Here is a 6,106-nt window from a genome sequence, read left to right as displayed (position 1 = left end):
GATAGGCGTTGGCGGTCAGCGGCGTGCCGAGGCCGAACTCCTCGGCGCGAGCGGTGAGGTCGTCGCCGTCGACGTGCGCGACCGCGACGTCCAGCCCGAGCCGGCCTGCCAGCGTCCGCAGCGCGTTGGCGAGCCCGGCCGGGTTGAGCCCGCCCGCGTTGGTCACGACGGTCACCCCGGCGTCGTGGGCCCGGCCGAGGCACTGCTCCATCTGCCGCAGGAACGTCGTCGCGTAGCCGCGCGCGGGGTCCTTGGCGCGGGCGCGGCCGAGAATGAGCATCGTCAGCTCGGCGAGGTAGTCGCCGGTGAGCACGTCAACGGGCCCGTCGTCGAGCATCTCGGCGACGGCCGAGAACCGGTCGCCGTAGAAGCCGGACGCGTTCGCGATCCGGAGCATGCGCCTCCTCCCACCGAGGACCTCGCCGACGGGCACGGTCAGGGCCGCCGTCCGGTCCGGAGGAGCTCGCTGACCTCCCGGTCGCGCTCAGCACCCCGGCCGGACGGCTCAGCCTGCCACCGCCCGGCGAGAAAAAGCAAGCACGCCTGATTTTTTCGCCCTGTTGTTGGCATCACGCCAGCACGCTGTGGTGGACTAGGCTCGGCCCCGGCACGACCCACCCGGGACACACGGCGAAGCGGGAGGCACTGTGGCCGGAGACACCGCTGTCGGCGGCGGCGAACGAGACGGCGCCGGTTACCACGAGATCCGGTACGCGGTCGCCGACCGCGTCGCCACGATCACCCTCGACCGGCCACGGGCCCGCAACGGCTACACGGTGCGCATGGCCGACGAGATCGTCGACGCGCTCGACCGAGCCGACACCGACGAGGACGTGCGCGTGGTGGTCCTCACCGGCGCGGGCGGGGACTTCTCCGTCGGCGCCGACCTCTCCGGCGGCGGATTCGAGTTCGACCAGGACACCCCCGACCCGGCCTGGCAGGAGCCCGCGGGGCGGGTCTCGGCGCGCGTCTTCGCGCTCACCAAGCCGGTCATCGCCGCGATCCACGGCGCGGCCATCGGCGGCGGCATCACGATCACGCTGTCCGCCGACTACCGGCTCGCCGCCACCGACGCGCGCTTCGGGTTCGTCTTCGTCCGCCGCGGCATCTACCCCGAGGGCGCCTCGGCCTGGTTCCTGCCCCGGATCGTCGGGATGGGCCGCGCCCTCGACTGGATGGTCAGTGGACGGGTCTTCGACGCCGACGAGGCCCACGCGGCCGGGCTCGTGCACCGGGTCCATCCACCCGAGCGGCTGCTCGACGAGGCGTACGCGCTGGCCGCCGACCTCGTCACCCACACCGCGCCCGTGTCGGTGGCCGTGACGCGGCAGCTCCTGCACCGGATGGCGGGGGCGCCGGGGCCGGAGCCGGTGCACGAGGTGGACTCCCGGCTCATCGCGAGCCTGCCGGGCAACGCCGACTCCGTGGAGGGTGTGCTGTCGTTCTTGGAGAAGCGTCCACCGCGCTTCGGCCTGCGCGTCAACGACGACCTGCCGGACTTCCTGCCCTGGGCCGCTCGGCCCGGCTCCGCGGACCCGGCCGGGGAAGGAGAGCGAGGGTGAGCCGCGACTACCCCGCCGAGCCCTGGCGCCTGGCGGGCGAGGCCTACCTCTCGGTGTGGCGGGTGCCGGTGTACGCGCTTCCCCGCGTGCCGGAGGTCGTCACCCCGGTGACGTTTGCCGGGCACGCCTTCGTGATCACCGCGTGGATCGACTACACCCCGCCGGGCCAACTGGCCTACCACGAGCTGCTGGCCACCGTCGCCGTGCGCCACGGGACCCGTCCGGCGGGCAGCATCACCGAGATCTGGGTCGACAGCGACGCCTCGCTGGAGGGGGGCCGCCGGCTCTGGGGCATCCCGAAGGAGAAGGCCGCGCTCGACTTCCGGTACGGGCCGACGTTCACGGCGACCGCGACGGCCGACCGCGCGACACCGGCGACGCCCTTCCCGGGCGCGGGGACGGGCGGGGCCGGACAGCGGGCCGCGCGGCCCCTGGCCCGGGCGACGTTCACTCCCCGTCCGATCGGTTCTCCGGCGGCCCGCCTGACGTTCTCGATCATCCAGGCGGTGGCGGGCTCACCGTACGTGAGCCCCGTGCGGGCGTGGGCGCGTCCCCGCGCGGCGTCGGCGCGGTGGGAACTCGCCCCCGACGGCCCGCTCGGATACCTCGCGGGCCGTCGCCCGCTGGCCAGCGCCCACCTGCGCGATGCCCGGCTGGTCTTCGGCACACCCCGGCGGTGACCGACGGGCTGAGCAGGGCCGATAGACTCGGCGCCGTGAGTGACGCCCTGGACGAATTCCACGAGGACCTGCCCGAACAGATGCGCATCCGGCGCGAGAAGCTGGACCGGTTGCGCGAGTCGGGCGCCGAGCCGTATCCGGTCGGGTATCCGAGGACGACCACGATCGCGACGGTGCGTGACCAGCACGGCGACCTCGACGCCGACCAGCACACCGGGCACCGCGTGGCGATCACCGGGCGGGTCATGCTCTACCGCACCGGCGGCAAGCTGTGCTTCGCCACCCTGCGCGACGCCTCGGGGTCCCTCCAGGTCATGCTCTCACTCGACCGGGTCGGCGCCGAGGCGCTCGAGGCGTGGAAGACCGACGTGGACCTCGGCGACCACGTGGGCGTGACCGGGGAGGTCATCACGTCCAAGCGCGGGGAACTGTCCGTGCTCGCCGACGAGTGGACACTGACCTCCAAGTGCCTGCGGCCGCTTCCGGAGAAGCACAAGGGGCTCACCGACCCCGAGGCGCGGGTGCGCCAGCGCTACGTCGACCTCATCGTCAACCCGGAGGCGCGGCGGTTGGCGCACCAGCGGGCGGCGGCGGTGCAGGCGCTGCGCTCGGTCCTGCTGGACCGCGAGTTCCTCGAGGTGGAGACGCCGATGCTGCACCCGGTGCACGGCGGCGCCACCGCCCGGCCGTTCACCACGCACATCAATGCCTACGACCTCGACCTCTACCTGCGGATCGCGCCCGAGCTCTACCTCAAGCGACTGGTGGTCGGCGGGATCGAGAAGGTCTTCGAGATCAACCGCTCGTTCCGGAACGAGGGCGCCGACTCCACGCACAACCCCGAGTTCACGATGCTGGAGTGGTACGCCGCCTACGGCGACTACAACGACGGCATGGCCATCACCCAGCAACTCGTCCGCGCGGCCGCCGAGGCGGTCTTCGGCGACACCGTGGTGCGCAGCCCGCGCCACGGCGAGGTGGACCTCGCGGGCGAGTGGCCGCGGATCACGCTGCACGGGTCCGTGTCCGAGGCCCTCGGCGCCGAGGTCACCCCGCGCACCCCCGTGGAGGAGCTGCGCAAGCACGCCGACGCCCACGACATCGTCTGGGACGCCTCCTGGGCCCCGGGCAAACTGGTGGAGCACCTGTTCGAGGAACTGGTCGAGCACACGCTGGTGCGCCCCACGTTCGTCCGCGACTTCCCGGTGGAGACCAGTCCGCTCACCCGGACCCACCGGGACGATCCGCTGCTGACCGAGAAGTGGGACCTCATCGGGTTCGGCATGGAGCTGGGCACCTGCTTCTCCGAGCTGATCGACCCGGTGGAACAGCGTCGGCGGCTGACCGAGCAGTCACTGCTGGCCGCGGGTGGTGACCCGGAGGCGATGCAGATCGACGAGGACTTCCTGCGCGCGCTGGAGTACGGCATGCCGCCAACGGTCGGCGCGGGGCTGGGCCTCGACCGGCTGCTCATGGCCTTCACCGGCAAGGGCATCCGGGAGACGATCCTGTTCCCGATGGTCAAGCCGGTCTGAACCGCCCCGGCGGGACACCGGTCCACCGGGTGAAGGCACGCACGAAGCTGGACGACTCGGCATAGCCGAGACGGTGGGCGATCTGCTCCACCGACAGCGCGCGCCCGGCCAGCAGCTCCTCGGCGCGGGCGCGGCGCAGTTCGTCGACCAGTGCACGGAAGCTGGTTCCCTCGGCGGCCAGCCGTCGCCGCAGAGTCCGCACCGTCATCGACAGCTCGGCCGCGATCTCGTCCATCCCGGCTCCGAGGCCGCCGGGACCGCGCAGGAGCTCGCGAACGCGCCGGGCCACCCCGTCGCGGTCGCGCCGCCGAGCGAGCAGATCGCGGCACTGGCGCTCGCACAGGGCGGCGGTGTGCTCGTTGGCCTGCGGCATCGGCCGGTCCAACAGCTCCCGGGCGAACGCGATCCCCGCGCCGTCGGCCTCGGGAGCCGGGCGCACCCCGAGCAGTTCGGCCATGAGGGTGTGTCCGGCCGCGACGTCGCGGGCGAGCAAGAACGGCCGCACGTCCCCGGGAACCGCCTCGGCGTGGAACCGCAGCCCGGCGCTGTCCTCGTGCACGCACAGCCGCGGAACGCAGAAGACGTAGGTCAGCTCGATGTAGTGCAGCGCGAGCCGCAAGGCCGCGCCCACCGTCGGGCTGCTGGTGACCGCGAACCCCCAGATGCCGTAGGCGGTGGCGTGGTACCGCCGTCCCACCCGCGCGCCGAGCGCGGCCGGGTCCTCGCCACACGCGGCGACGACGTTGCGCACCACCGCGAGCTCCTGGTGTGCCTCCACCTGCGCGAGGGGGTCGGCGATCGTGTCGAGGTCCAGACCGGTGCCCGACAGCGCCGCCGAGACTCCCACGCCTCGTTCGGTGGCGAATCGCACCAGCAGCGCGACACTGGCCACGCCCCGAGGGAAGTCCCAGTCGAGCATATGTCCGAAAATATCAACGTCGTGTCCCCGCAGTCGCTGGAACGCCGTGCCCGCGCTGTCTAGCGTCCCGGGTCCATGGAGACGATCAGCACGACCGCAGTCGTCGTCGGTGCCGGATTCGGCGGTCTCGCCGTGGCGCACGCGCTGCGCCGATCCGGCACCTACGACTTCGTCGTCCTCGAGGCCGCCCCCGGTCTCGGCGGAGTGTGGCGGGACAACACCTACCCCGGGGCCGGGTGCGACGTGCCCTCGCCGCTGTACTCGTTCTCGTTCGCGCGCAACCCCACCTGGCCACGCCGCTACGCGCACCAGCCCGACATCCTCGCCTACCTCGACCGCGTCGCCCGCCGCTCCGGAGTCCTGAGCCACGTGCGGTTCCGCAGCGAGGTCGTCTCGGCCGACTTCGACCGCGGCACCGCGCGCTGGCTGGTCCGCACCGCCGACGGCACCACGTACGCCGCGCGGGTGCTGGTGCCCGCCACGGGCCAGCTCTCCCGGCCCGCCTATCCCGACGTACCGGGACTCGACTCCTTCGCGGGACCCTCGTTTCACTCGGCGCGGTGGGAGCACGACCACGACCTGCGCGGCAAGCGCGTCGCGGTGATCGGCACGGGCGCGAGCGCCGTGCAGTTCGTCCCGCGCATCCAGCCCGAGGTGGCACACCTGACGCTGTTCCAGCGGTCGGCACAGTACGTCATGCCCAAGCGCGACCGGGTCTACACCGCCTGGCAGCACCGCCTCCTGCGGGCCGCGCCCTGGCTCCAGTCGCTCGACCGGTTCGGCTTCTGGCTCTACGCCGAGTTCGCGCAGGTGTGCCTGTCACGGTGGCAGGTGTTCACGCCGCTGTTCGCGTGGCAGACCCGCAGGCACCTGCGCCGTCAGGTCCCCGACCCGGCACTGCGCCGTCGGCTCACGCCCGACTACGCGCTCGGCTGCAAGCGCGTGCTGTTCAGCAACGACTACCTGCCCGCGCTGACGCGATCCAATGTGGACCTGGTGACCGAGCCGGTGGCCGAGGTGACGCCGACAGGGGTCCGCACCAGCGACGGGCACCACCACGACGCCGACGTGCTCATCCTCGGAACGGGCTTCGCGGCCACCGACATGCTCTCCTCGCTGACGGTGCGCGGCCTCGACGGCCGCGTTCTCTCGCGGACCTGGGCGGACGGCGCGCGAGCGCACCTGGGTATCACCGTGCCCGGCTATCCGAACCTGTTCCTGCTGTACGGGCCGAACACCAACCTCGGCGGCGGCTCGGTGCTGCACATGCTGGAGAGCCAGGCGCGGTACGTGGCCGACGCGGTGCGCCTGCTGGCCGCGCGGCCGGACGTGGCCCTGGACGTGCGCCCCGAGGCGGAACGGCGCTGGGACGCCGAGGTGCAGGGCCGGTTGCGCCGGTCGGTGTGGACC

The 6,106-nt window shown here is 72.7% G+C and carries 6 protein-coding genes; 4 read left to right on the top strand and 2 right to left on the bottom strand.

Features of this window, described 5'->3' with window-relative positions:
* On the bottom strand, positions 1 to 397 hold a 397-nt coding region (locus SACSA_RS21270), incomplete at its 3' end, for an acyclic terpene utilization AtuA family protein (RefSeq protein WP_048876374.1).
* 250 nt (positions 398 to 647) lie between these two features.
* Between SACSA_RS21270 and SACSA_RS0103235 the strand changes: the two genes are divergently transcribed.
* From SACSA_RS0103235 to lysX, 3 genes are read left to right on the top strand one after another with little or no spacing between them, the layout of a single operon-like run.
* Complete coding sequence (locus SACSA_RS0103235; protein ID WP_019813451.1) at positions 648 to 1,562, top strand: enoyl-CoA hydratase-related protein; 915 nt, start codon at positions 648 to 650, stop codon at positions 1,560 to 1,562.
* Positions 1,559 to 2,242, top strand: coding sequence for an acetoacetate decarboxylase family protein (locus tag SACSA_RS0103230; RefSeq protein ID WP_019813450.1), 684 nt, complete (start codon positions 1,559 to 1,561; stop codon positions 2,240 to 2,242). Before SACSA_RS0103235 ends, SACSA_RS0103230 begins: the two co-directional genes overlap by 4 nt.
* 35 nt (positions 2,243 to 2,277) lie before the next feature.
* On the top strand, positions 2,278 to 3,777 hold the full coding sequence (gene lysX, locus SACSA_RS0103225) for a bifunctional lysylphosphatidylglycerol synthetase/lysine--tRNA ligase LysX (RefSeq protein WP_019813449.1): 1,500 nt from the start codon (positions 2,278 to 2,280) through the stop codon (positions 3,775 to 3,777).
* Here the strand turns inward: lysX and SACSA_RS0103220 are convergent.
* A complete protein-coding gene (locus SACSA_RS0103220) occupies positions 3,764 to 4,696 on the bottom strand; it encodes an AraC family transcriptional regulator (RefSeq protein WP_019813448.1) in 933 nt (310 codons plus the stop codon). The genes lysX and SACSA_RS0103220 overlap by 14 nt on opposite strands.
* Before the next feature lie 75 nt (positions 4,697 to 4,771).
* Between SACSA_RS0103220 and SACSA_RS0103215 the strand changes: the two genes are divergently transcribed.
* On the top strand, positions 4,772 to 6,106 hold a 1,335-nt coding region (locus SACSA_RS0103215), incomplete at its 3' end, for a flavin-containing monooxygenase (protein WP_019813447.1).

The organism is Saccharomonospora saliphila YIM 90502, from assembly GCF_000383795.1.
Classification (GTDB): domain Bacteria; phylum Actinomycetota; class Actinomycetes; order Mycobacteriales; family Pseudonocardiaceae; genus Saccharomonospora; species Saccharomonospora saliphila.
The sequence above is the reverse complement of the archived record's forward strand: the minus strand, read 5'-3'. Positions and strand labels throughout refer to the sequence as shown.

Bases quoted from the DNA above. Each gene is read 5' to 3' on its own strand.
- SACSA_RS0103220 (WP_019813448.1), bottom strand. From the start codon at position 4,696: ATGCTCGACTGGGACTTCCCTCGGGGCGTGGCCAGTGTCGCGCTGCTG.